We start from the raw sequence: 23047 nt of genomic DNA on the forward strand, positions 1-23047 counted from the left end.
TTTTCTTTAATAAATCGACGAAGTGAGTGTTTTGTTCTTTAAACGCATCATTCGACGTGTGTAAATCTCTTCAAGTATGTTATTAATCTCCTGAAATTTAGGTGTTAACTCGGTAAGTTTACCATTACTATTCGTTGTTAGTTGACGTTTACAGCACTTGCATGTATATTCTTTAACATGTAAAGTTACCTTCTTTGTCATTTCGTAATTATGCCCAAAAAGGTCGCAGTAAAATCTCATTGGAGCAGGAGCGTTTGTAGTTTTTTTCATGGCTTAATGATTTGGGGACTACTAACATAGAGAAAAATATCAAACAAAAACGTTTAAAGGTTCTATTTTTCGATAAAACGTTTTATTTTGTAGGTTAATTCGTTCATATTTTCAATATGACTCATATGACCATCCGGGAATTCGACAATTTCAACATTTGAGTCGTAGGTTTGATTAATGAGTGTATTGTATTCTAAAACAGGATCTTCGCGTCCTATAATCATCATTTTTTTGAAAGTTGTATTTTGTAAGATAAACTCTCTATTTGGTCGAATTTTCATGCCTTCTAAAGCAGCAATTATTCCTTGAAGTGGAGTTTTAAGCGCTTCTAGTTTTACCAATTCAATATCCTTTGCAAATCGCTCTCTATTATCTGGAGCAAAAAGATTTGCGATCGACATACTTACAAATGTTTTGTGATTCGTCTTTACGGCTTCTATAGCTCTGTCTCTATTCGTTTTCCTTTCTGCATTATCCTCTAAAGCAGAAGAGTTCATTAAACACAAGCCATTAATTAGACCAGAATGCTTTTCAGAAAAAGCCAATGAAACATAACCTCCCATGGAATGACCAATAAGAGTACACGATTCAATTTTCAATTCATCAATAACCGTTTTTACAGCTTCTGCCATGTCTTCCATAGTATGGATATAACCTAAACATTCTGTTTGGCCATGACCTAATAAATCAATACAAATCACTCTACAAGATGCAGTTAAATATGGTAGAAGAGATTGCCACATAGTACTGTTTTCAAGAAATCCATGTAATAAAACAATTGGATCCCCTTGCCCTTCATCAGTATAAAATATTTGACTCCCTTTGTATTCTAAAATCATTTTTAAACTATCTTGGGCAAAGATAATAAGAGTTTTGAGCTTAAAATCTCTATTTTGTCATAATCGTTAATTTAGAAAAACCAACATGAATAAAACTAAAAACCTCTTAGTTGTAAGTTTTGCTTTGTTCTCCTTGTTTTTTGGAGCTGGTAATTTACTATTACCTCCTCTTTTAGGTTATAATTCTGGTGAACATTGGTTATGGGTTGCTTTTGGATTTATGGTTACAGCTGTGGTAATTCCCATTATTGGTATTCTTGCTCATGCCAAATTGCAAGGCACGCTTTATGATTTCGGAAAAAAAGTCTCACCAAAATTTAGTTTACTTTATTGCATCATTATATATGTGATTGCTGTAGCCATTCCATCTCCAAGAACAGCTGCTGCCACACATGAAATTGCGATTCATCCTGCATTTGGAACAAGTCCGTTGTTGACAAGTGCTATTTACTTTGCATTGGTTTTGGTTTTTGTTCTAAATCGTTCTAAAATAATCAGCTTAATTGGAAAATACCTAACACCTTTTATTGTGATTATGTTATTAATGGTGATTGGTATTGGTTTATTTTCTTCAGAAATGACAACTCAAGTGATCAACTTAGACACACCTGCTGCAGTCATTGGGATTTTAGAAGGCTATCAAACGTTTGACGCCATTGGTGCAGTGGTTGTTGGTGCTGTAATTATAATTTCTATCAATCTGAAAATTGATGCGAGTTTTGAAGAGAAAAGAGAACTCATTAGAAAGTCAGGTTGGATTGCTGGATTCGGTTTATTTATCATTTATGCTGGACTTATATCGGTTGGCGCCTATTATGGTTCAGAAATAAACATCAATGATACTTTAAGTAATGATATGCAACGAGCAAATCTTTTAAGAGGTATCAGTATTACCTCACTCGGAAGCTTTGGAAACACCATTTTAAGTGTCTTAATTTCATTAGCATGTTTTACAACAGCAGTTGGTATTATTGCTGGCGCAGCAGATTATTTTAAGGGATTACTCAACAATTCTCAAACGGTTTACATCATTACAGCTGTTATTGCTTGTATACTCGGAATTGTTGTTGGACAATTAGATTTTAATTCGATTATTGTAATTGCTATTCCAGTTTTATTATGTGTGTATCCAATTACAATTGTACTTATTTTACTGAATGTATTACCAGATAAACTTGCTACGCCATTAGTTTTTAGAGCTGTAGTACTAATAACTTTTTTATTCAGTTTACCAGACGTGATTGGGTTTATTAGTCCGTCAGAAACACTACAAAGTATTGCAGAATACATTCCTTTAGCACAATATAGTTTTGGTTGGGTGTTACCTGCTTTTGTAGTTTTCTTGGCAACGTCCTATATAAGTCAAAAAAAGCAAAAAGCCTAAAACGAATACTTTAGGCTTTTTATTATTTGATAGTTCTTATTAAGAATTCATAAGATCCTCAATCTCTTCTGCTTCAATTGGTATGTTGCGCATTAAATTAAAAGGCTCACCATGTTCTTGAATCACTAAATCATCTTCCAAACGAATTCCGAAGCCTTCATCAGGAATATAAATACCTGGCTCAACCGTAAAGACCATATTGGCTTGCATAGGTTCGGTTAATATTCCGTAGTCATGCGTATCTAAACCAATATTATGGCTTGTTCCATGCATGAAATATTTTTTATATGCTGGCCAATCTTTGTTTTCGTTTTGCACATCAGCTTTATCTAATAATCCTAAACCCAATAATTCAGATGTCATCAATTTACCGACCTCAACGTGATAATCTGCCCAAATAGTTCCTGGTACCAACATTTTTGTAGCGTCATCTTTTACACGATTGACCGCATCGTAAACTGCTCTTTGACGTTCAGAAAAACGACCAGAAACAGGAATCGTTCGTGTCATATCACTAGAGTAATTTGCATACTCTGCACCAACATCCATCAAGATTAAATCACCAGCATTACAGGGTTGATTGTTTTCAATATAATGCAATACATTAGCATTATTTCCTGAAGCAATAATTGGTGTATAAGCAAATCCTTTTGAACGATTATTTAAAAATTCATGCATGAATTCGGCTTCAATATTAAACTCCCAAACATCTGGTTTTACAAAGTTTAATACGCGACGTAAGCCTTTTTCTGTAATATCACAAGCCTTTTGCATCAAGTCTAATTCAGCAGAATCTTTTACTGAACGCAAGCGTTGTAATATTGGATTACTCTTAGCGACCGAATGAGCTGGATATTTATATTTAAGCCATTTTGTAAACCGATCTTCACGAGTTTCAGTTTCTACATTAGCTCTATAATGTTCATTTGTATTGATATAAACCGTATCACATTGGGTCATCAACTCAAACATGATTTTCTCCAAGTCTTGAAGCCAGTAAACCGTTTTTATTCCACTTGTTTTTAAAGCAGCTTCTTTTGTTAGTTTTTCACCTTCCCAAACCGCAATATGCTCATTGGTTTCTTTTAGAAATAAAATTTCACGGTGCTTTTCATTAGGACAATCAGGAAACAATACCAAAATACTTTCCTCTTGATCAACGCCACTCAAATAGAAAATATCTCGATGCTGTTCAAATGGCATTGTACTATCTGCACTTACAGGATAGATATCGTTCGAATTAAAAACCGCTAGGCTTCTAGATTGCATTTTAGCTACAAAGTTTTTTCGATTTTTTATAAATAGATTTTGATCAATCAAGTGATATTTCATAGTATGATGTTTTAATATGGTAAAGGTAAATAGTTTAAATAAGTATCGCAACTTATCGCTAAATTACTATATTTACCGATGAACGGCAGAGATTCAATGTTTAACCCATACCAACCATTATGAAAAAAATTACATTTAAAAATTTGTTTACAACAGTAATAATGCTGTTTATGATTGCAAATTTATCTGCTCAAGAACTTATGTTTGAAGTTCCTTTAGCCACACAAGTACAGGCTTCTACTCAAATAATAGAAGGAAAAGTTATTGCCAAAACATCTTTTTGGGATGCCAATCAAGAAAACATTTATACAACAAACACAATAGATGTATATAAGGTGTTTAAAGGCGAATCTTTAACTACTATTGAAATTATCACAAGAGGAGGTACTGTTGGGCTTGAAGCCGAAATTGTTACACCTAGCCTACAATTAGGACTATATGACATTGGAATATTCACGTTACACAACAATAATGTCAATATTAACTCAACTTCTGCATTTCAGCCATTTAGTGAAGCTCAAGGATTTTACAAATACAATACGCTAACTAATGTAGCAGCGAATCCTTTTATAGCAAAACAAGGTATTACTAGCTTTTATAATGAAATTGAAAACCTAACTAATAGTGCATTTAAGAACGTTGGAGATTTCAGTATAGATGACATTATAAGTTCAAATGAAGCTAATAGAGGCTCAATAAATATATCTTCATTTAATCCAGCAACAGCTACGGCTGGAACACAGACAGTTTTAACCATTAATGGTGTTGGGTTTGGTGCAACGAAACAAAACGTTGGGTTTGCTAATGCAAATGATGGAGGTGCTACTTTTACCTTAGCATTAGAGTCTCAAATATTAACTTGGACTGATACTCAGGTTACTGTAGAAATACCTTCTCAAGGTGGTTCTGGTCCTTTTGCATTAATTAATTCTGGAGCAACAGCTGTATTAGCTCAATCAGGGAATTTAGATATCACATATGCTGAAATAAATGCTGTTTTTAATCCAGATGGAAATGGGAACTATGCGTACCCTACTCAACACATAAACAATGATGGAAGTGGTGGTTACATATGGCAAATGGAAACCGATTTTAATAACAATACAGCCGCAAATGAATCGTTCATTAGAGCTTTTGATACATGGAGATGTGAAACTGGTATAAATTGGACTATTGGAGCTGTTACTGCAGTAGATGTTGTTGCTGATGATGACATCAATATAATTAGATTTGATAATGGCGCTGAGCTTGCGTCAGGAACTCTAGGAGTTTGTACTTCTCGTTTTGGTGGTTGTTATACACAAGCACAACCAACAACAGAAATGCAATGGTTAGCATCCGAACTTGATATTGTTTTTAACGACACTACTAATTGGCAATTTGGACCAACAAATGCTAATAACTCTCAAATAGATTTTGAAACTGTGGCTGTTCACGAATTAGGACATGGGCATCAGTTAACTCATGTAATTGATACAAACAAAATAATGCATTACGCTATAGGTGGAGGCACAAATAATCGTGTATTAAGCGCTAGTGATATTGCAGGTGCAAACGATATACAATCAAGAAACACAACACTTACGCCTTGTGGAGCTCCAGTAATGATTGCTTTTGATTGCTCAACGTTAAGCATCAATGATAATGAAATTGCAAATAATATATCTATATATCCCAATCCAGTAAGAGGTATTCTTAATATTAAGCATTCAGCAAATATCATTCTAGATAAAGCACTACTGTATGATGTAAGAGGACGATTGATTTCTAAAGTTGACCTAAAGAACACAACATCAATAAACACTAATCAACTTCATTCTGGAGTTTATTTTATAAAGATTGATGACACAAAAGGAAATACCTTAACGAAGAAGTTTATTGTAGAATAAAACTTTAATTAAATAATTTATCAAAAAAGGCGTCTCAATAAAATGAGACGCTTTTTTTGTTTCCATCAGAAACTTATCATAAGCTATATTTCTTATCTTTAGTGCTCTTAAAAAACAACCATTATGCTTAAACAAATTTGTTCTCTCCTATTAGTAGCCTCAGCAATTGTAAATGCTCAGCAACCAGCAACCTCTTCAAAAACTATTGAAGACGCACTTGTTCAAAAAGAACAACTTATCAAGTCCTCATTAGTTAAAAACGTTGCCTTTGAAAATATTGGTCCAACGGTTATGAGTGGACGTGTTGTTGATCTTGCTGTAAATCCCGAAAACTCAACTGAATTTTATGTTGGTTACGCATCTGGTGGTGTTTGGCATACAGTAAACAACGGAACAACATTTACGCCAATTCTGGACAGTTCAAATACGCAAAACGTTGGAGATATAGCCGTAGATTGGAAGAACAGAACCATTTGGGTTGGTACTGGTGAAAATAACTCATCTAGATCTAGTTATGCAGGAATCGGAATCTTAAAATCTACAGATAATGGAGAAACTTGGCAAAATATGGGTCTTAAAGACTCACATCATATAGGTCGAATTTTAATCAATCCAAATAATCCTGATGACGTAGTTGTTGGAGTTACAGGTCATTTGTATTCTCCTAATCAAGAACGTGGTATCTATAAAACTACCGATGGTGGTAATACATGGTCGCAATCATTATTTGTAGATGATATCAGTGGAATTATTGATTTGCAAACCAATCCTAATAATTACAATTTGATGTTCGCTTCATCTTGGACTAAAGATCGAAAAGCTTGGAATTTTGATGGCAACGGTAATAATTCTGCCATATATAAAAGCACAGATGCTGGTAATACGTGGACAAAAGTCTCTACGGAAAACAGTGGTTTTCCAACAGGAAATGGTGTTGGAAGAATCGGTTTAGCAATTTATGATGATTCTATTATTTACGCTGTTCATGATAGTCAATTCCGAAGACCTACTGAAGATTCAAATAAAAAAGAATCGAAAATCTTAACAAAAGATGATTTTAAATCCATGACGACTGATGCGTTTTTGAATCTTGACGACAAAAAGCTAAATGCTTATTTAAAAATGAATGGATTTCAGGAGAAATACAGAGCAAACAATGTGAAGCAAATGGTTAGAAGTGGAAATGTAAAACCTATTGATCTCGCTAAATATCTAGAAGATGCTAATTCCATGTTATTTGATACGCCTGTTATTGGAACCGAAGTTTATAAAAGTATTGATGGTGGGAAAACTTGGAACAAAACACACAACGATTATCTAGACGATATTTATTACAGTTATGGTTACTATTTTGGTCATATTTATGTTGCGCCTAATAACGCAGAGAACATTTACATCTACGGTGTTCCAATCGTAAAATCTAAAGATGGCGGAAAAACTTTCATCTCTATTAGTGCTGAAAATGTTCATGCCGATCATCATGCGCTTTGGATCAATCCAAAAAACCCTAATCACCTCATCAATGGTAATGATGGTGGTGTGAATATTACTTATGATGATGGAGAAAATTGGATTAAAAACAATTCGCCTTCGGTTGGTCAATTTTATGCGATTAATGTTGATAATGAAAAACCATATAATGTGTATGGTGGTTTACAAGATAATGGCGTTTGGGTTGGAGCAAATAACGCTAGAGAAGATAAAAGTTGGCACCAAAGAGGTCAATATCCATGGAAAGGCATCATGGGTGGAGACGGAATGCAAATTCAAATCGATAGTAGAAATCACAATGTCGTTTATACAGGTTATCAATTTGGAAACTACTACAGAATTAATCTCGAAACTGAAGAAGAAACATACATTCAACCTAAGCATAAATTAGGTGAGAATCCATATCGTTTTAATTGGCAAACACCTATTTTGTTATCACCTCACAATCAAGACATTTTATACCTAGGCGGAAACAAACTAATGCGTTCAATGAATCAAGGTAATGATTGGATTGCCATTAGTGATGACTTAACCAATGGTGGGGAAAAAGGAAATGTAGCTTACGGAACTTTAGCTTCTATGAGTGAATCGCCTTTTCAATTTGGATTGATTTACACAGGAAGTGATGACGGATTGATTCATGTAACAAAAAATTCTGGAGCAAATTGGACGAACATTTCTAATGCCTTACCAAAAGACTTATGGGTAAGTCGAGTAATTGCTTCACAGCATAAAAAAGAACGAGTTTACGTGACGTTAAATGGGTATCGTTGGGATGATTTTAAAGTTTATGCGTACATGAGTAATGACTATGGACAAACATGGAAAGACATTAGTTCAAACATTCCATCGTCTCCAGTAAATGTCATAAGAGAAGATTCTGAAAATGAAAACATCCTTTATATAGGAACAGATAATGGCGCTTATATCTCTTTTAATCAAGGTGAAAGCTATGAAGCATTTAGTGAAGGGCTTCCAAGTGTTGCTGTTCATGATATTGTAGTTCAACCTGATGCTAAAGACCTTTTAATCGGTACACATGGAAGAGGTATTTACAAAATTAGTGTTTCAGAGCTTCAGTTAATGGATTCTAACGTGATGAATAAAGCTGTAACGTTATTTAAAACTGATGATGTAAGACATTCATCTCGTTGGGGAAGTTCTTGGGGGAAATGGTATGATGCATATGAACCTGAAATGGAAATTGCTTTTTACTCTAATTTTTCAGAAGAGAAAACAGTTAAAATTTTATCTGAAAAAGGAACGCTTCTAAATCAAATGAAAATTGAAGCCGATAAAGGACTTAACTATACAGGTTATGACATAACACTTTCTGAAAAAGGTCGGAAAGCGCTCCTTAAAGAAAACACATCAATTGAAATAGAGAAAGCTAAAAATGACAAGTATTACTTACCAAAAGGCTCATACACCGTTCAAATTAATGATGAAAAAACAAACTTTGAAATAAAATAAATACTATATTTTTAGAGTTATACTAAAAAACTAAATCAATGAAATACGTTAAACTATGCATCTTGTTAATCTGTGGATTAATTTTGTCTTGTAGTGAAGATAATGATGACAATGCGCAACTACCTTCTGAACCCAATTTAGTAATTAAGTTAAAGTTTGATCCTAATCAAGATCGCCTTGGTAATTTAGGTCAACCTGTTACTATTCCTCTTGGTAATGCTGCGCAATCACCTTCAATAAATCGTATGAGTGCGAATTATATTGAACTAGCTCCAACAGCAATAACTCCTTTAGAAACTGGTGAAATTATATTTGTAGGTGATGAAACTACAGCTGGTGGTGCTCAGGCTATCAATTTTCAAAACGCAATTTTTGCAGGAAATAACGAAACGTTTATAACAATTCCTTTAAGTGAAATAACAACTGGAACTTATGAATGGGTTAGAGTTTCCTTAGCATATCAAGAAGGCAATATCGATGTTTTAGTAAACGGACAAGATATCACTGGAACACTAGGTAGCTTTGTAGGTTATAATTCATATATCTCCTCTTTTGATCTTAACGGAAATGATTTTGATATTAATGATAATCGCCCTCAGGGTTTTTGGGCTTTTGAAGCTTTAGGCTTTTCAACTCAAGGTCAAGCTCCCGAAGGATCTACAACAGTTCCAAACCCCTTATTTGATTCCTCTCCTATTCCTCCTGGATCTTGTGTGGTCACCGGAGAATTCGAAAACGGATTGCATATTACAGGAAATGAAACCCAAGATATTACGGTTACCCTTTCATTTTCAATCAATAATAGTTTTGAATGGACCGAAGTAAATTCAGATGGAAAATACGAACCTGGAGTTGGAGAACAAGTAGTCGATATGGGACTTCGTGGTTTAATTCCGATGGTCTCTAATTAAACCCATTCTAAATAATTAAAATTGTAGCCAAAATTTGTTGTACAACGCAATGAACCTTATCTTTGCTATTCAAATAATTAACTACAATTATAATGAGCGGAATTTTAAATTCGTCAATTGGAAGAAAATTTGCCATGGCACTTTCGGCACTCTTCCTAATGGTTTTTGTACTACAACATTTTGTTATTAATAGTCTTTCTGTATTTAGTCCAGATGCTTTCAACGAAGTATCTCACTTTATGGGAACATTTTGGGTGATTCAATATCTAATACAACCTGTATTGATTATTGGTGTCATTTTTCATTTTGTAATGGGATTTGTACTCGAAATTAAAAACAACAAAGCAAATGGTATTAAATATGCCAAAAACAATGGTGCTGCAAATTCTACTTGGATGAGTAGAAACATGGTTTGGAGTGGAGGATTTATTCTCGTATTCTTAGTCATTCACTTTATTGATTTCTGGATCCCAGAAATAAATACTAAGTATATTGTTGGAGACATGTCTGGTATGCACAATGGTGAGTTCAGATATTTTCATGAACTACAAGAAAAGTTTGTTCCTATCTGGAGAATAGCATTATACTGTATAGGTTTTGTGTTCTTAGCACTTCACTTATTACACGGTTTTGATTCTGCATTCCAATCTGTTGGAGCAAATAATAAATACACTAAAGGATTAAAAGGGTTCGGGAAATTTTACGCAATTGTTATTCCATTAGGATTCATTTTTATTGCATTATTTCATCACTTTAATCACTAAAAAATATCTAATATGGTTTTAGATTCAAAAGTACCAAAAGGTCCAATTAAAGATAAATGGACAACGTATAAAGATAAAATCGATTTAGTAAATCCTGCCAACAAGCGTCATATTGATGTTATTGTTGTTGGTACTGGGCTTGCTGGAGGTTCTGCTGCTGCAACCTTAGCAGAATTAGGCTATAATGTAAAAGCATTTGCTTATCAAGATTCACCTCGTAGAGCGCATTCAATTGCAGCTCAAGGTGGTATTAATGCGGCAAAAAATTATATGGGAGATGGTGATTCTAATTATCGTCTTTTTTATGATACAGTAAAAGGAGGCGATTATCGTTCTCGTGAAGCAAACGTATATCGTTTGGCAGAAGTTTCTGGAAATATTATTGACCAATGTGTGGCTCAAGGTGTTCCCTTTGCTCGTGATTATGGTGGACTATTAGACAACCGTTCATTTGGTGGTGTTTTAGTATCTAGAACATTTTATGCTAAAGGTCAAACAGGGCAGCAACTTTTATTAGGAGCTTATTCTGCAATGAATCGTCAAATTGCTCGTGGTAAAATTGAAATGTTCAATCGTCACGAAATGTTAGATGTTGTAAAAGTTGATGGCAAAGCAAGAGGGATTATTGCACGTAATTTAATTACAGGTGAGATAGAACGTCATTCTGCACATGCTGTTGTAATTGCTTCTGGTGGATACGGAAACGTTTATTTCCTTTCAACAAATGCAATGGGAAGTAATGCTACTGCAGCTTGGAAAATTCATAAAAAAGGAGCGTATTTCGCAAATCCTTGTTTTACACAAATTCATCCAACATGTATTCCACGTTCTGGAGATTACCAATCTAAGTTAACGTTGATGTCTGAATCATTACGTAATGATGGTAGAATTTGGGTTCCAGCAAAAATAGAAGATGCTAAAGCCATTCAAGAAGGTAAATTAAAACCTACACAAATAGCTGAAGAAGATAGAGATTATTACTTAGAGCGTCGTTATCCAGCATTTGGTAATTTGGTTCCTCGTGATGTAGCGTCTAGAGCTGCTAAAGAACGTTGTGATGCAGGTTACGGAGTAAATGCGACAGGTGAAGCTGTGTATTTAGATTTCGCTGCTGCTTTTGAACGTTATGGAAAAGAGCAAGCAAAAATAAAAGGACTTAAAAACGCTTCGAAAGAAGAAATTATAAAATTAGGGCAGGAAATTATTGAAGAAAAGTACGGGAATTTATTTCAGATGTATGAAAAAATCATCGCTGAAAACCCATATGAAACTCCAATGATGATCTATCCTGCAACTCACTATACAATGGGTGGTGTTTGGGTTGATTATAACTTAATGACAACCGTTCCTGGTTTATATTGTATTGGTGAAGCTAATTTCTCAGACCATGGTGCAAACAGGCTTGGAGCATCTGCTTTAATGCAAGGTTTAGCTGATGGTTATTTCGTTCTACCTTATACAATTGGTGATTATTTATCAGACGATATTAGAACAGGAAAAATTTCTACGGATACAAAAGAGTTTGAGGACGTTGAAAACGAAGTTAAAGATAGAATCGAATTCTTTATCAATAATAAAGGAACAAAATCTGTAGACCATTTCCACAAACGTTTAGGAAAAGTAATGTGGGATAAAGTTGGAATGTCACGTAATGAAAAAGATTTAAAAGAAGCTATGGCTGAAATTAAAGCTATTCGAGAAGAATTCTGGAAAGAAGTTAAAGTTCCAGGAACTGCCAACGAAATGAACCCTGAATTAGAAAAAGCTGGGCGTGTAGCTGACTTTTTAGAATTAGGAGAGTTATTTGCTAAAGATGCTTTAATAAGAAATGAATCTTGTGGTGGACATTTTAGAGAAGAGTCTGTAGAATTAGATGGTGAGCAAAAAGGAGAAGCAAAACGTAACGATAAAGATTATGCTTTTGTATCTGCATGGGAATACAAAGGAGAACCTTCTGATGCTGTTCTTCATAAAGAAGAATTAGAATTTAAAGATATCGAATTAAAACAACGTTCGTACAAATAAGAAAAGATATGATGATGAATCTAACACTTAAAATTTGGAGACAAAAAGACTCAAATACAAAGGGTCAAATGGTCGATTATAAAGTAACTGATATTTCAGAGCATATGTCTTTTTTAGAAATGCTAGATGTTTTGAACGAGCAATTAGTAAATTCTGGTGAAGAGCCTGTAGCATTTGATCATGATTGCCGTGAAGGTATTTGTGGAATGTGTTCATTATATATTAATGGTGAAGCTCATGGTCCAGATCGAGGCATCACAACTTGCCAGTTACATATGCGTATGTTCAACGATGGTGATACAATTACAATAGAACCATTTAGAGCTGCGGCATTTCCAGTTATAAAAGATTTAGTTGTGGATAGAATGGCTTTTGAACGTATTCAACATGCAGGAGGTTACATTTCTGTGAACACATCTGGAAATACACAAGATGCTAATGCGCTTCCTATTTCAAAACACGATGCAGATGAGGCTATGGATGCAGCAGCTTGTATTGGTTGTGGTGCATGTGTTGCCACTTGTAAAAACTCTTCAGCTATGTTATTTGTAGGTGCTAAAATATCACAATATGCCTTATTACCACAAGGACAAGTAGAAGCAGCAGATCGTGTTCAGAACATGGTAGCTCAAATGGACTTAGAGGGATTTGGTAACTGTACCAACACAGGAGCATGTGAGATTGAATGTCCTAAAGGAATTTCTTTAGAAAACATTGCACGTATGAATCGCGAATATTTAAAAGCGAGCCTTAAAGGGTAATTTATAACCTTTTAAACTCAAATTATAAACGAAAATCTCAAGAGCAATCTTGGGGTTTTTTGTTTCTTTACCACATAAATTTAATCATGACTGACCCAATAAAATTCTATAAACAAGAATTAGAGAAACATAAAACAGAAGTCGTTTCACATAGAAAACGTTTGTTACTTCTTAGCGCTCTGCGTTTACTAGCATTCGCAATTACTGGTATTGCAGTATATTTTACGTTTTCGAAATGGCAAATAGCAATGGTGATTGGACTTTTAGGAATAGGAGTCTTTATATACTTGCTATCAAAATATACAGATACAAAAGCTAAGCGTGAACTTCATAAAGCATTATTAAAAATAAATACTGAAGAACTAAAAATTGCCTCTGGAGAATTTCATGATAGGGACACTGGCTTACAATTTCAAGATCCAAAACATTTTTATAGTTTAGATGTTGATCTATTCGGAAAAGGGTCTTTTTTTCAATACATAAATAGAACCATCTCTTCAGAAGGTCAGCACAGACTTTCAAATGCTTTAAAAGCAAATAAAATTTCTAATATTGAAGAGCGCCAAGACGCTATTATAGAACTATCTGAAAAAACAAAATGGACACAGTTCTATGCGGCAACCGGAAGTTTAATAGAAACTGAAACTCCAGCTTCAAAAATTATCTATTGGTTAAAAAACCATAAAAGTTTTATTCCTAAGGAGATGAAATGGGCACCATGGATAGTTACCATAATCTCAGTAGCTTTATTGATCATGGCTATATTTAACGTTTTAGATATTTCGTTTTTTGGTTATTGGTTATTTGTTGGATTAGGTTTCACTGGTTTGTATTTAAAAAAAATCAATGCTCTAGCAATTAATTCAGATAAAACTAAAGACACTTTTAAACAATATGCCTCCTTATTACTTCAAATAGAAAATGAAGAATTTAAATCAAAATTACTTCAAGAAAAGCAGAAAAAAATTCAATCAGAAGGCAATAAAGCTTCAGAAATTTTCTCTGAATTCTCAAAACACTTAGATGCTTTAGACAATCGTAATAATCTCATTGGAGCAATTTTTGGAAACGGTTATTTGCTTTCAGATATTAAAAATGCATATAAAGTTGAGCAATGGATTTCTAAATATGCACACAAAGTTGAAGATTGGTTTGAAGTCGTCTCATTTTTTGATGCCTATAATAGTTTAGGGAATTATACTTTTAATCATGTGGAACATGTGTTTCCTGAAATTTCAAATGGTAAAACGATTATAAAGGCCGAGAATTTAGGCCATCCTTTACTTACTAAAACAAAACGAGTTAATAGCGATGTGGTAATTGGTAATAAGCAATTTTTCATTGTAACTGGAGCAAACATGGCTGGTAAAAGCACATTTTTACGAACAGTTTCTTTGCATATAATGATGGCAAATGTAGGCTTACCGGTTTGTGCTAAATCTAGTTCTTATTCTCCTGTAAAACTCATTACAAGTATGCGTACTAGCGATTCATTAACAGATGATAGTAGTTATTTCTTTTCAGAATTAACACGTTTAAAATTTATTGTAGATGCTATTGAAAAAGAACCTTATTTTATCATTCTAGATGAAATTTTAAAAGGGACGAATAGTACAGATAAAGCAATAGGTTCAAGAAAATTTGTCGAAAAATTAGTTGCTGGAAATGCGACTGGCATTATAGCCACACATGATTTAAGCCTTTGTGAAATTTCTAATGAACTCGACGAAGTTAAAAACTATTATTTTGATGCTGAAATCGTAGATGACGAACTCTACTTTGATTACAAATTCAAAAAAGGTATTTGTCAAAATATGAATGCTAGTTTTCTGCTGAAGAAGATGGAGATTATATAAAATAAAAAACCCACTCTAAATAAGAATGGGTTTTTTTTATAGTATCGGTTTAAAATTCAATTAAGCCTCAAAAGGCTCAATAGAAACATAAGATTTATTATCTCTTTTCTTTGTGAATTTTACTAGACCATCAACTTTAGCATGTAAAGTGTGATCTTTTCCTCCATACACATTTTCACCTGGATGATGTGTATTACCTCTTTGTCTAATGATAATGTTACCAGCTAATGCAGCTTGACCACCAAATATCTTAACACCTAAACGTTTCGATTCTGATTCTCTACCATTTTTAGAACTACCTACTCCTTTTTTATGAGCCATTGTCTTAAGGTTTTATATTGTTAATGATTAACTTAAAGCGGTAATTAAATCAGCTTTCTTCATAGAAGAAATACCTTCAATCCCTTTAGCTTTTGCCATGTCTTTTAACTGAGCAACAGTCATTTTACTTAAGTCTTGAGTCTCCTCTTTAACTTCTGAAACTGGCTTAGCTTCTGCTTTAGGTTCTACTTTTTTAGTTTCTTTTTTCGGAGCAGCTTTTTCAGCCTTAGCTGGAGTTGCTTTCTTTGCTCCTGAAGCGACAATACTTTCAATTACGATTTCAGATAAAGATTGTCTGTGTCCGTTTTTAACACGGTAACCTTTTCTTCTTTTCTTCTTGAAGACTATTACTTTATCACCTTTAAGGTGCTTTAAGACTTTTGCACTTACTTGTGCTCCGTCTATAGCTGGGGCGCCTAAAGTTACATTGTTACCGTCGTCAATTAAAAGAACGTTATCGAAAGAAACTTTCTTACCTTCTTCTGTTGCTAAACGGTTAACAAAAACTTTTTGGTCTTTTTCAACTTTGAATTGATGCCCTGCTATCTCTACAATTGCGTACATAGCGTAAACGTTTTTATTAATTAATTTGTTCAAAATGTGTGCTTTCTCCTCAGAAAGCGGGTGCAAATATACATTCTAATTAATTAACCTACAAACGTTTTTAAGCGTTTTGAGGAATATAGTCGCTTTTTTTAAAAAGTTGTATAAATGTTATAGCCCAATTCACTCCAGAAGCTACTCCTATTTATAATGATATTATCAGCGCTTACCTCATAATCAATAAATCAATCGCAAATAATTTTTTCAGTAAATCCAGTATCAAATTGATTGATATCGGCATAAAAACGGTTATCAAAGCTGTTTTAATAACATTTAAGATTTTTTTTACATTTTAACATTCTAAAAAAGGCTAGCTATTTACTATTTTTGTAAAACGTATGTAACATTAATTGTAAATCATACACTTACAACTCGTAAAAACTAATTTAAAACAAACTCACAATGAAAAAAGGCTTATTTACTTTAGCTGCTTTTGTACTTGCAATATTTGCTACAAATGCACAAGAAGTTAAATTTGAAGAATTTGATCTAGACAATGGATTACATGTAATTCTTCATCAAGATAACACTGCTCCAGTAGTTATTACATCGGTTATGTTTAATGTAGGAGGAAAAGATGTAGGAGGAGGTCCTGAAGCACCTCGCACAGGTTTTGCTCACTTTTTTGAACACCTTTTATTTGAAGGAACTGAAAACATTGGACGTGGAGAATATGCAAAGATAGTTTTAGCAAATGGTGGAACATTAAATGCTAATACGTCTCAAGACAGAACATATTATTATGACATCTTCCCTTCAAACAAATTAGAATTAGCCCTTTGGTTAGAATCAGAGCGTATGTTACACCCTGTTATTGACCAAGTTGGTGTTGACACTCAAAACGAAGTTGTAAAAGAAGAAAAGCGTCAACGCTATGAGTCTCCTTATGGTAAAATATTTGAAACTTTAGGAAAGAATCTTTTTAAAGTTCACCCATATAAAGATCCAAACATTGGTTTTATGAAAGACTTGGATGCTTCTACTCTAGAAGAATTTAATACGTATTTCAAAAATTATTATAGTCCAAACAATGCTGTTTTAGTAGTTGCTGGAGATATTGATTCTAGCGAAACAAAAGAGCTTGTAAAAAAATACTTTAGTGAAGTCAAAAGAGGACCCGAAGTCGTTAGGAATTTCCCTAAAGAGCAACCAATAACAGTTACAGAAAATGCTAAAGCTTTCGATAAAAACATTCAAATCCCTGCTATTCTTGCAGCCTACAGAACACCTGGTTTTGGAACAAGAGATGCTTATATTTTAGATATGATTTCTTCATATTTAAGTGGAGGTAAAAGTTCTGTGCTCTACAAAAAGTTAGTTGATAACCAAAAACAAGCTTTAGCTGTTCAAGCTGTAAATATTCCACAAATGGATCATAATATATTTGCACTGTTTGCACTTCCATTAGGTGATGTTACTTTAGGTAACTTATTAACAGAAATGGATGAAGAAATTTCTAAAATGCAAAACGAATTAATTTCTGAGCGTGATCATCAAAAACTAGTCAATCAATTTGAAAATCAATTTGTAAACGCTAACGCCAGTATTGAAGGTATTGCAGAATCACTTGCTAGTTACTATCTATTATATGGAGACGTAAATTTAATCAATAAAGAAATAGAAATTTATAGAGGGATTACAAGAGAGGACATTCAAGCGGTAGCTCAAAAATACTTAAGCCCAAATCAACGAGTAGAAATTGAATACTTACCACAAAAAGACGAACAATAAGATGAAAACAATATATAATATGAAAACAAAATTATCAGCATTTATTTTACTGTTCTTAATGTCAGTAACAAGTGTAAATGCACAATTAGATAGATCTATTCAACCTAAACCGGGTCCAGAACCATCTATTTCTTTAGAAGTTCCTAGTGAATTTGAATTAAAAAATGGCTTGAAGGTTCTTGTTGTTGAAAATCATAAACTACCTAGAGTTACGTATTCTTTAAATATAGATAATAAGCCTGTTGCCACTGGAGCAAAAGCTGGTGTTGAAAGTTTAATTGGAAGTATGTTAGGAAATGGTACTACAAGTATTCCTAAAGACGAATTTAATGAAGAAATCGATTTTTTAGGCGCCAATTTAAACTTAGGTATTAATGGTGGTTTTGCAAGATCGCTTTCAAAATATTCTGAAAGAATATTAGAACTTATGGCTGATGCAGCTATCAATCCTTTATTAACTGAAGAAGAATTTAATAAAGAAAAAGAGAAAAGTATTGAAGGTCTTAAAACACAAGAGAAAAGTATTGATGCCATTAGTGGCCGAGTAGGTGATGCCTTGCTATATGGTGCAAAACACCCTTATGGTGAGTTTGTTACTGAAGAAACTATTAACAATGTAACCTTTGGTGATGCTGTTGCCTATTATGAAAAACATTTCAACCCAAACAATGCTTATTTAGTAATTATTGGAGACGTTGATTTAAGTACTGTTAGAAAACAGGTTAAAAAATATTTTAAAGATTGGGAACAATCTATTGACGTGTCAACGACAGTTCCAGCAGTTAATCCAAATGCACAATACACTCAAATTAATTTTGTGGATTTGCCTAATGCATCACAATCTAGTATTGCAATAAAAAACAGCGTAGATTTAAAAATGGGTGATGAAGATTATCATGCTTCTATAATTACAAATGATATCTTAGGAGCAAGTTTTACAGGCTATTTATATAAAAATCTTCGAGAAACTAATGGTTATACCTATGGTGCTAATTCAAGAATAAGAGCTAACAGATATGGAGCAGGAAGTTTTAATGCAACTACCAAAGTAAGAAACATGGTTACTGATAGTGCTGTAGTTGAAGCAATGAAAGAAATCAATCGTCTTAAAACAGAAAAGGTAGATGCACAAGACCTTAAAGACACTAAAGCTAAGTACGTTGGTAATTTCATTATGGGATTAGAAGATCCTCAAACCGTTGCACGTTATGCTTTAAATATCAAGCTTAATAATTTACCTAAAAATTTCTACACAACGTATTTACAAAAAATTAATGCAGTTACTGCTGATGATGTAAAACGTGTAGCTAATAAATATATAAAGCCTGAAAACGCAAGAATTGTAATTGTAGGTAAAGGAAGTGAAGTGTTAGAAAATCTTGAAAAAACAGGAATTCCAATTAAGTATTTTGACAAGTATGCAAATGCTGTTGATAAGCCTGTTTTCTCTAAGCCAATTCCTTCGGGAGTTACTGCTGAAACTGTTGTTGCTAGTTACTTGAAGGCTGTAGGAGGAAAAGATAAACTACAAAACATCAATACTGTTTTAACTAATGCAAATGTTACTATAGAAGGTGCTCCTTTTAAACCAACTGCAGTTATTAAAGCTATGGCTCCTAACAAGGAATCTATGGAAATGACTATAGAAGGTATGGGAACTATAATGAAACAAAAATTTGATGGTGCTACCGGTTATAGAGAGCAACAAGGAATGAAAGTGCCTATGACTGATAAAGAGTTGGATGGTAAAAAGGAAGAGAAAGGATTATTTCCTGAACTATATGTTGATGTAGCTAATATGGAATTAGAATCTATTACTACTGTAGAAGGAAAAGATGCTTACAAAGTAAAAGTAACTACAGGAGACGATGTATCCCATAGATATTATAATACTGAAACAGGTTACTTAATTCGTACAGAATCAACTAGTGAACAACAAGGGCAAAGTGTTACTACTACATATGATTTCTCAGATTATTTAGATGTTAATGGAGTAATGATCCCTCAAACTCAAAGAATCACAGCTGGTCCTCAAATCATTACTTTAAAGTCGACAGACGTAAAGTTTAATGAAGGCGTAACAGATGCTGATTTTAATTAAACAATAAATTATTCAATACTAAAAATCCGAAGCATTTCTGCTTCGGATTTTTTTTATCGTTGTCTTTTATGTGAAAGATAAACACCAAGTAGAATTATTAAACTTCCAACAGCTTGCATTAAACTAAACCCTTCGCCATCTAATATTCCCCAAATTAAAGCAACTAAAGGCATTAAATAAGTTACAGAAGATGCAAATACAGGAGTAGAACTCTGAACCAATGTATTAAATAAAACCTTGGCTAATGCAGTCCCAAAAAGTGATAAAATAACAATGTACACCATAGACATTTCAAATTCTGGATGTGCATATGTACTTTCGTTAAAGAAATCTGTAAAACATAATATTACAATTGCAGGTATAATGATTGCCACATAGTTTCCAGTAGCAATACTTAGAGGCTTGGCATACTGTAAATATTTTTTAATAATATTCACATTAAGCGCGTACAAACAAGTCGCTATAATAATATATCCAGCGTACAAGTAATTTTGTTCAGGATTAAGTTCTGCACCTTTCAAAATCAAAAGACTTGTTCCAATAAAACCAATTATTACACCTAGAATTTGACGTTTAGTAGATGCTATTTTAAAAATAGCAAAGCCAAACAACACCGTATTTAATGGAACTAACGAATTTAAAATTGAGGTGACAGTGCTATCAATTTCAGTTTCGGCAATTGCAAATAAAAATGCAGGAATAAATGAACCCAGAAATCCAGTTAAAATGACCCATTTCCATTCTTTTTTTTTAATAGATTTTAAACTTTTAAAACCAACAGCGAAAAGAAATACTCCTGTAATTATAGTTCGTAATGCACCCAATTGATAAGGCGTTAAACCTAATAATGACTTCTTTATTAAAATGAAGGAACTTCCCCAAATTAATGCTAACACAATTAAATACAGCCACTTACTATTAGCGTTTTTCATAAGATCTCTTAACTAAGTCACAAAATTCGTTAATTTTAGTGCAAGAAATGGCAATATTCCTTAGTTTTGTAACAAATACAATACTTTAAATCTATGAATACATTAAAAAACATATTGGTTGTCGCATTTATTTCAGTAGTTGTAATGGCTTGTAAAAATGAAGCTCAACCTGAAGTTAAAACTGTAGAAACTGAAGTTAATTCTGAAGTAAATACAAGCGAGGCTAAACAATTAGATCCTAATGCCACTTATGCAAAAGCAGAATTTGGTATTGAAGGAATGACTTGTGCTATGGGCTGTGCAAAAACCATAGAGAAGAAAATTGCAAAAATGGACGGAGTAAAATCTGCTAAAGTTGATTTTGAAAAAGAAATCGCAATGGTAGAATACGACGAAGCTAAAGTAACAACTAACTCTCTTGAAGAAGCTGTTGCAAAAGCAGGTGATACTTATAAAGTGAAAGACATGAAAACTGTTAAGTCTTTCTCTTCTGATAAACACGAATGTACAGCAAGCTGTGACAAAGCATCTTGTGCAAACAAAACAGAAGCCGAAAAAATGGCTTGTGCTAAAGATTGTAAAGAAGCATGTTGCGCTAAAAAAGCTTAAGGTCCATTATCAATAATAAAAAAAGCCACTCAAAATTGAGTGGCTTTTTTTATACCCTATCTTAATGAAAAACCCTTTGCAGCCCACCATGGATGAATTTCAATTTGTAGTCGTCCTGCTTTAACCATTGGGTCAGAATTGGCTAAACTATCCGCCATTTTTTGTGTTGGTACATTATAAATTGTGATGCCTCTAATATCACCATCATCCCCAAAAGGGCCAGAAATATCAGCATAACCTAACTCATACATTTTACCCAAATGCGTTAAATGCTCACTCTGAAGTCGATTAGCTTCCTCTTCATTTTGATTACGAATCAATCCACGTTTCAAAAACGCTATAAAATATTGCTGCATTATAATAGTGTCTTGCGTTTTTTCGTCTACATAATCAAAAGTCTGAAACCCTTTTGATGTGAGCTCTTCTTTTAGTTGGCTCATCGAAACTTTTTCTTTGGAGTTGTTTTCTTTAACTAAAGAAATAGTATCAATATCTTTTTGATTCTTTTCGATTTCAACAACCTCCTTTGCTGCATCACTAATTGGTTCTGTTGTAGCTTTAGCATCTTCTTTACATGCCAAAAATACTAATGCTAGACAAATTGTAACTATAACGTTCTTCATTATAAACACATTTAAATTACCACGTTTTATATGGCGTTTGACTTATTTGAGAATTGTAATATTTTATATCTCCTGTGACTTCTTTCCCTAACCATTGTGGCTTTTCAAAACTATCGTGTTCATGTTCAAGTTCAACTTCTGCTATGATTAAACCTTTATTATCTCCAAAAAATTCATCAACTTCAAATACATGTTGCCCTTGTTTAACTTCGTATCTCATTTTATCAATTACGCCTTCTTCACATAAATTTAAAAGTGCTTCTGCATCAGTTTTTGAAATTTCTTTTTCCCATTCAAAACGCTTTAAGCCATCATCTGTTGATTTTCCTTTTACAGTAAAAAACCCTTGTTCTCCTTTTAGTCTAATTCTAACGGTTCTCAAAGGATCTGTATTTAAAAACCCTTGAATGATTCGAGTATGTTTAAAAGATTCTGTTTTAAAATCATCTGAAGTCACTAAAAATTTACGTTCTATTTCTATCATATTCACAATTAATTTTTAGTTTCCATCGCTTTTATTTGACTTGAATGATACTTTCCGAAAATAACCAAAGCCAGAATGGCACCAATGGTGGCGTATAGCATATCAGACTGTGTATCCCAAATATAGCCTTGAGTTCCCAAAAAGGAATCTCCGCCTTCTCCTGTTCCTAATGAGACTGCCCATTCAATAAATTCATAAGTGACACTAATTGCCATTGCAATACAAACCACAATAAAATTAAGCCACTTTGTTGTATTGACGACTTGTTTTCGAATTAATAATTCTCTTGCAATCATTGCAGGAACAAATCCTTGAGCGAAATGACCAACCTTATCATAATTATTTCTAGTTTGATTTAAGGCGTCTTGAATCCAATCGAATAACGGAACTTCAGCATACGTATAATGACCTCCAATAATTAAAATAGCACAATGAAAAAAAACAAGTACATAAACAAAATTCGTAAACCTAAATCTATTAAACGTTATTATAAGGACCAAAACACCAATAATTGCTGGTAAAACCTCTAAAAACCAAGTGAAATATTCATAAGGGCTGATGGCAGACCAGATTAATAATAATACAGTTAAACCTAAAAGAGTATATATAAGTTTCATATTTATGTCATCAATTGAATCAAAGATATTA

At 33.3% G+C, this 23047-nt stretch carries 20 protein-coding genes; 11 read left to right on the forward strand and 9 right to left on the reverse strand.

Features of this window, described 5'->3' with window-relative positions; genetic code table 11:
• Positions 1–6: 6 nt before the first annotated feature.
• The gene (locus RH81_RS16750; RefSeq protein ID WP_081988245.1) at positions 7–270 is read right to left on the reverse strand and encodes a hypothetical protein; all 264 of its coding nucleotides are present in this window, start codon (positions 268–270) and stop codon (positions 7–9) included.
• A 62-nt stretch (positions 271–332) separates the two neighbouring features.
• Positions 333–1109, reverse strand: a complete 777-nt coding sequence (locus tag RH81_RS07200) for an alpha/beta fold hydrolase (RefSeq protein WP_033959380.1) — start codon at positions 1107–1109, stop codon at positions 333–335.
• Positions 1110–1194: 85 nt separating this feature from the next.
• On the opposite strand from RH81_RS07200, the gene brnQ reads away from it, so the two are divergent.
• Positions 1195–2493 carry a branched-chain amino acid transport system II carrier protein gene (gene brnQ, locus RH81_RS07205; RefSeq protein WP_033959381.1) on the forward strand — a complete coding sequence of 433 codons (1299 nt, stop codon included), beginning with the start codon at positions 1195–1197 and terminating at the stop codon, positions 2491–2493.
• Positions 2494–2532: 39 nt separating this feature from the next.
• Here the strand turns inward: brnQ and RH81_RS07210 are convergent, their stop codons facing one another.
• Complete coding sequence (locus tag RH81_RS07210) at positions 2533–3825, reverse strand: aminopeptidase P family protein (protein ID WP_033959382.1); 1293 nt, start codon at positions 3823–3825, stop codon at positions 2533–2535.
• 119 nt (positions 3826–3944) lie between these two features.
• On the opposite strand from RH81_RS07210, the gene RH81_RS07215 reads away from it, so the two are divergent.
• The 7 genes from RH81_RS07215 to RH81_RS07245 all read left to right on the forward strand — a co-directional run bounded on the left by RH81_RS07215 (position 3945) and on the right by RH81_RS07245 (position 14995).
• A complete protein-coding gene (locus tag RH81_RS07215; RefSeq protein WP_081988247.1) occupies positions 3945–5714 on the forward strand; it encodes a T9SS type A sorting domain-containing protein in 1770 nt (589 codons plus the stop codon).
• A 123-nt stretch (positions 5715–5837) separates the two neighbouring features.
• Positions 5838–8678, forward strand: coding sequence for a VPS10 domain-containing protein (locus RH81_RS07220; RefSeq protein ID WP_033959384.1), 2841 nt, complete (start codon positions 5838–5840; stop codon positions 8676–8678).
• A gap of 38 nt (positions 8679–8716) precedes the next feature.
• The gene (locus tag RH81_RS07225) at positions 8717–9589 is read left to right on the forward strand and encodes a hypothetical protein (protein ID WP_033959385.1); all 873 of its coding nucleotides are present in this window, start codon (positions 8717–8719) and stop codon (positions 9587–9589) included.
• A 92-nt stretch (positions 9590–9681) separates the two neighbouring features.
• Positions 9682–10353 (forward strand): succinate dehydrogenase cytochrome b subunit, encoded by a 672-nt coding sequence (locus RH81_RS07230; RefSeq protein WP_033959386.1) that lies wholly within the window; start codon positions 9682–9684, stop codon positions 10351–10353.
• A gap of 12 nt (positions 10354–10365) precedes the next feature.
• The gene (locus RH81_RS07235; RefSeq protein WP_033959387.1) at positions 10366–12378 is read left to right on the forward strand and encodes a fumarate reductase/succinate dehydrogenase flavoprotein subunit; all 2013 of its coding nucleotides are present in this window, start codon (positions 10366–10368) and stop codon (positions 12376–12378) included.
• Positions 12379–12392: 14 nt separating this feature from the next.
• Positions 12393–13139 (forward strand): succinate dehydrogenase/fumarate reductase iron-sulfur subunit, encoded by a 747-nt coding sequence (locus tag RH81_RS07240; RefSeq protein WP_033960230.1) that lies wholly within the window; start codon positions 12393–12395, stop codon positions 13137–13139.
• Between the two features lie 86 nt (positions 13140–13225).
• Positions 13226–14995 carry a MutS-related protein gene (locus tag RH81_RS07245; protein WP_033959389.1) on the forward strand — a complete coding sequence of 590 codons (1770 nt, stop codon included), beginning with the start codon at positions 13226–13228 and terminating at the stop codon, positions 14993–14995.
• Between the two features lie 60 nt (positions 14996–15055).
• Here RH81_RS07245 and rpmA read toward each other — a convergent pair whose 3' ends face one another.
• Positions 15056–15316 carry a 50S ribosomal protein L27 gene (rpmA, locus tag RH81_RS07250; RefSeq protein ID WP_033959390.1) on the reverse strand — a complete coding sequence of 87 codons (261 nt, stop codon included), beginning with the start codon at positions 15314–15316 and terminating at the stop codon, positions 15056–15058.
• A gap of 27 nt (positions 15317–15343) precedes the next feature.
• The gene (gene rplU / locus RH81_RS07255) at positions 15344–15880 is read right to left on the reverse strand and encodes a 50S ribosomal protein L21 (protein ID WP_033959391.1); all 537 of its coding nucleotides are present in this window, start codon (positions 15878–15880) and stop codon (positions 15344–15346) included.
• 441 nt (positions 15881–16321) lie between these two features.
• Here rplU and RH81_RS07260 point away from each other — a divergent pair, with 441 nt between their 5' ends.
• Positions 16322–17650, forward strand: a complete 1329-nt coding sequence (locus RH81_RS07260; protein ID WP_033959392.1) for a M16 family metallopeptidase — start codon at positions 16322–16324, stop codon at positions 17648–17650.
• A 19-nt stretch (positions 17651–17669) separates the two neighbouring features.
• Positions 17670–19751, forward strand: a complete 2082-nt coding sequence (locus RH81_RS07265; protein WP_033960231.1) for an insulinase family protein — start codon at positions 17670–17672, stop codon at positions 19749–19751.
• A 53-nt stretch (positions 19752–19804) separates the two neighbouring features.
• Here RH81_RS07265 and RH81_RS07270 read toward each other — a convergent pair whose 3' ends face one another.
• Positions 19805–20683 carry a DMT family transporter gene (locus RH81_RS07270; RefSeq protein ID WP_033959393.1) on the reverse strand — a complete coding sequence of 293 codons (879 nt, stop codon included), beginning with the start codon at positions 20681–20683 and terminating at the stop codon, positions 19805–19807.
• A gap of 93 nt (positions 20684–20776) precedes the next feature.
• Between RH81_RS07270 and RH81_RS07275 the strand changes: the two genes are divergently transcribed.
• Positions 20777–21292, forward strand: coding sequence for a heavy-metal-associated domain-containing protein (locus RH81_RS07275; protein WP_033959394.1), 516 nt, complete (start codon positions 20777–20779; stop codon positions 21290–21292).
• Positions 21293–21348: 56 nt separating this feature from the next.
• On the opposite strand, the gene RH81_RS07280 is transcribed toward RH81_RS07275, so the two are convergent.
• The 3 genes from RH81_RS07280 to RH81_RS07290 are packed head-to-tail and all read right to left on the reverse strand — an operon-like array spanning position 21349 to position 23016.
• Positions 21349–21915 carry a YciI family protein gene (locus tag RH81_RS07280; protein ID WP_033959395.1) on the reverse strand — a complete coding sequence of 189 codons (567 nt, stop codon included), beginning with the start codon at positions 21913–21915 and terminating at the stop codon, positions 21349–21351.
• Between the two features lie 16 nt (positions 21916–21931).
• On the reverse strand, positions 21932–22399 hold the full coding sequence (locus RH81_RS07285; protein WP_033959396.1) for a CYTH domain-containing protein: 468 nt from the start codon (positions 22397–22399) through the stop codon (positions 21932–21934).
• Positions 22400–22407: 8 nt separating this feature from the next.
• Positions 22408–23016 (reverse strand): DUF2238 domain-containing protein, encoded by a 609-nt coding sequence (locus tag RH81_RS07290; RefSeq protein WP_033959397.1) that lies wholly within the window; start codon positions 23014–23016, stop codon positions 22408–22410.
• Between the last annotated feature and the right edge of the window lie 31 nt (positions 23017–23047).

The organism is Psychroserpens jangbogonensis (assembly GCF_000797465.1).
GTDB lineage: Bacteria > Bacteroidota > Bacteroidia > Flavobacteriales > Flavobacteriaceae > Psychroserpens > Psychroserpens jangbogonensis.

What these genes read in the sequence shown, in the direction of transcription:
- rpmA (WP_033959390.1), bottom strand. Translation starts at nt 15,316, where the DNA reads ATGGCTCATAAAAAAGGAGTAGGTAGTTCTAAAAATGGTAGAGAATCA.
- RH81_RS07275 (WP_033959394.1), top strand. Translation starts at nt 20,777, where the DNA reads ATGAATACATTAAAAAACATATTGGTTGTCGCATTTATTTCAGTAGTT.
- RH81_RS07260 (WP_033959392.1), top strand. Translation starts at nt 16,322, where the DNA reads ATGAAAAAAGGCTTATTTACTTTAGCTGCTTTTGTACTTGCAATATTT.
- RH81_RS07280 (WP_033959395.1), bottom strand. Translation starts at nt 21,915, where the DNA reads ATGAAGAACGTTATAGTTACAATTTGTCTAGCATTAGTATTTTTGGCA.
- RH81_RS07210 (WP_033959382.1), bottom strand. Translation starts at nt 3,825, where the DNA reads ATGAAATATCACTTGATTGATCAAAATCTATTTATAAAAAATCGAAAA.
- RH81_RS16750 (WP_081988245.1), bottom strand. Translation starts at nt 270, where the DNA reads ATGAAAAAAACTACAAACGCTCCTGCTCCAATGAGATTTTACTGCGAC.
- RH81_RS07215 (WP_081988247.1), top strand. Translation starts at nt 3,945, where the DNA reads ATGAAAAAAATTACATTTAAAAATTTGTTTACAACAGTAATAATGCTG.
- RH81_RS07290 (WP_033959397.1), bottom strand. Translation starts at nt 23,016, where the DNA reads ATGAAACTTATATATACTCTTTTAGGTTTAACTGTATTATTATTAATC.
- RH81_RS07235 (WP_033959387.1), top strand. Translation starts at nt 10,366, where the DNA reads ATGGTTTTAGATTCAAAAGTACCAAAAGGTCCAATTAAAGATAAATGG.
- RH81_RS07285 (WP_033959396.1), bottom strand. Translation starts at nt 22,399, where the DNA reads ATGATAGAAATAGAACGTAAATTTTTAGTGACTTCAGATGATTTTAAA.
- RH81_RS07230 (WP_033959386.1), top strand. Translation starts at nt 9,682, where the DNA reads ATGAGCGGAATTTTAAATTCGTCAATTGGAAGAAAATTTGCCATGGCA.
- RH81_RS07270 (WP_033959393.1), bottom strand. Translation starts at nt 20,683, where the DNA reads ATGAAAAACGCTAATAGTAAGTGGCTGTATTTAATTGTGTTAGCATTA.
- RH81_RS07225 (WP_033959385.1), top strand. Translation starts at nt 8,717, where the DNA reads ATGAAATACGTTAAACTATGCATCTTGTTAATCTGTGGATTAATTTTG.
- RH81_RS07245 (WP_033959389.1), top strand. Translation starts at nt 13,226, where the DNA reads ATGACTGACCCAATAAAATTCTATAAACAAGAATTAGAGAAACATAAA.
- rplU (WP_033959391.1), bottom strand. Translation starts at nt 15,880, where the DNA reads ATGTACGCAATTGTAGAGATAGCAGGGCATCAATTCAAAGTTGAAAAA.
- RH81_RS07200 (WP_033959380.1), bottom strand. Translation starts at nt 1,109, where the DNA reads ATGATTTTAGAATACAAAGGGAGTCAAATATTTTATACTGATGAAGGG.
- RH81_RS07240 (WP_033960230.1), top strand. Translation starts at nt 12,393, where the DNA reads ATGAATCTAACACTTAAAATTTGGAGACAAAAAGACTCAAATACAAAG.
- RH81_RS07220 (WP_033959384.1), top strand. Translation starts at nt 5,838, where the DNA reads ATGCTTAAACAAATTTGTTCTCTCCTATTAGTAGCCTCAGCAATTGTA.
- brnQ (WP_033959381.1), top strand. Translation starts at nt 1,195, where the DNA reads ATGAATAAAACTAAAAACCTCTTAGTTGTAAGTTTTGCTTTGTTCTCC.
- RH81_RS07265 (WP_033960231.1), top strand. Translation starts at nt 17,670, where the DNA reads ATGAAAACAAAATTATCAGCATTTATTTTACTGTTCTTAATGTCAGTA.